5 protein-coding genes are annotated in these 3,647 nt (G+C 64.2%); all 5 read left to right on the top strand.

Annotation, left to right across the window (positions count from 1 at the left end; translation table 11 throughout):
- Positions 1-1,052 (top strand): ABC transporter ATP-binding protein (locus ACE3P6_RS06605; RefSeq protein ID WP_374392958.1); only part of this gene is annotated, 1,052 nt, incomplete at its 5' end.
- The gene (locus ACE3P6_RS06600; RefSeq protein ID WP_374392956.1) at positions 1,052-1,915 is read left to right on the top strand and encodes a carbohydrate ABC transporter permease; all 864 of its coding nucleotides are present in this window, start codon (positions 1,052-1,054) and stop codon (positions 1,913-1,915) included. The genes ACE3P6_RS06605 and ACE3P6_RS06600, both read left to right, overlap by 1 nt.
- Positions 1,916-1,924: 9 nt before the next feature.
- Positions 1,925-2,722: a carbohydrate ABC transporter permease gene (locus tag ACE3P6_RS06595; RefSeq protein ID WP_374392954.1), complete on the top strand. Its 798-nt coding sequence runs from the start codon at positions 1,925-1,927 to the stop codon at positions 2,720-2,722.
- 131 nt (positions 2,723-2,853) lie between these two features.
- On the top strand, positions 2,854-3,120 hold the full coding sequence (locus tag ACE3P6_RS06590) for a DUF2160 domain-containing protein (RefSeq protein ID WP_374392960.1): 267 nt from the start codon (positions 2,854-2,856) through the stop codon (positions 3,118-3,120).
- Positions 3,121-3,206: 86 nt separating this feature from the next.
- Positions 3,207-3,605 carry a BlaI/MecI/CopY family transcriptional regulator gene (locus ACE3P6_RS06585; RefSeq protein ID WP_291336394.1) on the top strand — a complete coding sequence of 133 codons (399 nt, stop codon included), beginning with the start codon at positions 3,207-3,209 and terminating at the stop codon, positions 3,603-3,605.
- Positions 3,606-3,647 lie beyond the last annotated feature (42 nt).

The raw sequence follows: 3,647 nt of genomic DNA, 5'->3' as shown, positions 1-3,647 counted from the left end.
GCCACAGCTACATGGCCAGGCCCGCAGGCCCCGCCGACTATGCGCTGAAGGAGCTGAACCTTGACTGGCAGGATGGCGGCGCCTATGCGCTTCTTGGCCCGTCTGGCTGCGGAAAATCAACGCTTCTCAATATCATATCCGGGCTTCTTCAACCATCCGAGGGGCGCATCCTGTTCGACGGCAAGGATGTCACCGCGCTTGCCCCCGACCGGCGCAACATCGCCCAGTTGTTCCAGTTCCCGGTGATCTACGACACCATGACGGTCTTCGACAACCTGGCCTTCCCGCTCAGGAACCGCGGCGTCGACGAGGCGCGGGTCAGGGCGCGGGTCGCGGCGATCGCGGCGATGCTCGACGTGACCGAGATGCTGCGGACCCGTGCCGCGAACCTCTCGCCCGACAACAAGCAGAAGATCTCGATGGGCCGCGGGCTGGTCCGGGAGGACGTGAACGTCATCATGTTCGACGAGCCGCTGACCGTCATCGACCCCCATCTGAAGTGGAAATTGCGCTCCAAGCTCAAGGAGTTGCACCAGCGCGTGAAGGTGACGATGATCTACGTCACCCATGACCAGACCGAGGCCCTGACCTTCGCCGATCAGGTCGTCGTCATGCAGGACGGCGAGGTGGTGCAGATCGGCACGCCGGTCGACCTGTTCGGCCGCCCCGCCCATACCTTCGTCGGCCATTTCATCGGCTCGCCGGGCATGAACGTGTTGCCGGCCGAGCTGCGCGACGGGGCCGCCTGGTTCAACGGCGTGCGCGTCGCGCTGGAAGGCGCCATCACCGCCGGCGACGGGCGGCACGAAATCGGCGTGCGCCCCGAATTCGTCAGCCTCGCGCCCGAGGGCGTTCCGGCGACGGTGCGCAAGGTGATGGACCTCGGCCGCCATTGCGTGGTCGAGGCCGTCGCCGGCGGCACCCGCGTCAGCGCCATCGTCGAGGGCGCGGTGCCGGGGCAGGGCGAGGCGGTGCACCTCGCCTTCCGCCCCGACCAGACCCGGCTTTACCGCGATGGCTGGATCGCGACCGACAGGGGGAGGGCGGCCTGATGCGCAAGGTCAACCAGAGGGGCTGGTTCTTCGTGCTGCCGGTGCTGGTCCTCGTGGCCTTCAACGCGCTCGTGCCGATGATGACCGTCGTCAACTATTCGGTGCAGGAAACCTTCGGCAACAACCAGTTCTTCTGGCACGGGCTGGGCTGGTTCCAGGACATCCTGCGGTCCGAACGGTTCCAGGCGGCGCTGGGGCGGCAGGCGCTTTTCACGCTGATGATCCTGGTGATCGAGGTGCCGCTGGGGGTGGTGATCGCCCTGTCGATGCCGCGCCGGGGGATATGGGTGCCGGTCTGCCTGGTGACGATGGCGCTGCCGCTCCTGATCCCGTGGAACGTGATCGGCGCGATGTGGAACATCTTCACGCTGCCCGACATCGGCCTGCTCGGCTACCTGATGAACCATGTGCTGGGCATCGACTACAACATGACGCAGGACCCGCTGGCGGCCTGGATCACCGTCATCGTCATGGACGTCTGGCACTGGACCTCGCTCGTGGTGCTCCTGTGCTACGCCGGGCTCGTCTCGATCCCCGACGCGTATTACCAGGCGGCGAAGATCGACGGCGCCTCGACCTGGTCGGTGTTCCGCTACATCCAGTTGCCGAAGATGAAGCAGGTGCTGACGATCGCGGTGCTGCTGCGCTTCATGGACAGCTTCAACGTCTACACCGAGCCCTTCGTGCTGACCGGCGGCGGCCCCGGCAACGCGACCACGCTGCTGTCGATCGACCTCGTCAAGATCGCGCTCGGGCAGTTCGACCTCGGGCCGGCGGCGGCGATGAGCCTGATCTACTTCGCGATCACCCTCTTCGTCTCGTGGCTGTTCTACACGCTGATGACGCGGAACGACGTGAGATAGGGGGTAGAAATGAAGAAAAGAGCCATTATCCCAATTCTCTACATCCTTTTTCTCATGCTGCCGATCTACTGGCTCGTGGCGATGAGCTTCAAGACCACGCAGGAGATCCTCGGGGGCTTCTCGCTGTTCCCCCGGGTCTGGACGCTGGCCTCCTACCGGACCATCTTCACCGATCCGACCTGGTATTGGGGATACCTGAACTCCATCCTCTATGTCACGATCAACACGGTGATTTCAGTAACCGTCGCCCTGCCGGCGGCCTATGCGTTCTCGCGCTGGCGCTTCCTTGGCGACAAGCAGTTGTTCTTCTGGCTGCTGACCAACCGGATGGCGCCGGCCGCGGTCTTCGCGCTGCCGTTCTTCCAGCTCTATTCGGCGGTCGGGCTCTTTGACACCCACATCGCCGTGGCGCTGGCGCATTGCCTGTTCAACATCCCGCTCGCGGTCTGGATTCTCGAGGGCTTCATGGGCGGCGTGCCGAAGGAACTGGACGAGACCGCCTTCGTCGACGGTTATTCCTTCCCGCGCTTCTTCGTGCAGATCTTCCTGCCGACGATCAAGGCGGGGGTCGGGGTCGCCGCCTTCTTCTGCTTCATGTTCTCCTGGGTGGAGCTTCTGCTGGCCAAGACGCTGACCGCCGTCTACGCCAAGCCGATCGCCGCCACGATGACCAAGACCGCCTCGTCGGCGGGCTACGAGCTGGGCCTTCTCGCCGCTGCGGGGACGCTCACCATCATCCCCGGCGCCATCGTCATCTGGTTCGTCCGCAACTACATCGCCAAGGGCTTCGCCCTGGGGAGGGTGTGATGCTTCGCCTCGCCGCCGCTCTCGGTCTTGTGCCCGGGCTCGCCGCCGCCCAGACCCAGGGCTGGGGCAATCTCGGCAAGCCCGTCGAGAAAGGCTTTTCCTGGACCGACCCGCTCTGGCCCGAGTTCTGGATGGCCTGGACGCCGGCGACGCTTGTCCTCTTCATCACCATCTTCTCGGCGATGGGCGTGCTGACCGTGCTCGAGATCCGCCACCCCGGCGGAGACGAACGCCGCGGCGTGCTCGGCCTCGTCACCACGCGCGGCGACCGGCTCTTCATCTCGCTTCTGGGCACCAGCTACATCTTCATGGCCTGGCTCTGGCTCGTCGGCATGCCGCTCTGGTGGCCGCTCGGCCTTTCGATCGTCTGGGCCGTCTTCGTCTTCGGCAAGGTCTGAGACCGGATTCCGTTTGGAGAAATACGAAGGGCTTCGTAGAAAGGGACCGAGGGAGGAACGGAACGCGACAAGGACCGGATGCCGACATGAGCGACAACAAGAAGAAGACCCAGTTCCTGACCGAGGTGGAGCTTGAGTTCATGACCAGGCTCTGGGAACTGGGCCAGGCCACGGTGCGTGACGTCCAGGACGCGCTCGCCCCGGCGAAGAAGCTCGCCTACACCTCGGCGGCAACGATCCTGCGGATCCTCGAACAGAAGGGTTTCGTGACCAGCACGAAACAGGGCAAGACCTTTATCTACCAGGCGACGCTGAGCAAGGACACCTACCAGTCGCGCTCGCTGAAGAACCTCTCGGAAAAGCTCTTCGACAACACCCCGGCGGCTCTCGTCGCCCGGCTTGTCGACGACTACGACCTGACGGAGGAGACGCTCGGCGAAATCCGGGCGCTGATAGATAAGAGGCTCAGGGATGATAAACGCTAGCACCCTTCTCGATGCCTATGTCGATGTGAACCTGCTTCTGGT

The organism is Tabrizicola sp. (genome assembly GCF_041911175.1).
Lineage (GTDB): Bacteria > Pseudomonadota > Alphaproteobacteria > Rhodobacterales > Rhodobacteraceae > Tabrizicola.
This window is presented reverse-complemented; position numbering and strand designations above follow the sequence as displayed.

What these genes read in the sequence shown, in the direction of transcription:
- ACE3P6_RS06600 (WP_374392956.1), top strand. Translation starts at nt 1,052, where the DNA reads ATGCGCAAGGTCAACCAGAGGGGCTGGTTCTTCGTGCTGCCGGTGCTG.
- ACE3P6_RS06595 (WP_374392954.1), top strand. Translation starts at nt 1,925, where the DNA reads ATGAAGAAAAGAGCCATTATCCCAATTCTCTACATCCTTTTTCTCATG.
- ACE3P6_RS06590 (WP_374392960.1), top strand. Translation starts at nt 2,854, where the DNA reads ATGGCCTGGACGCCGGCGACGCTTGTCCTCTTCATCACCATCTTCTCG.
- ACE3P6_RS06585 (WP_291336394.1), top strand. Translation starts at nt 3,207, where the DNA reads ATGAGCGACAACAAGAAGAAGACCCAGTTCCTGACCGAGGTGGAGCTT.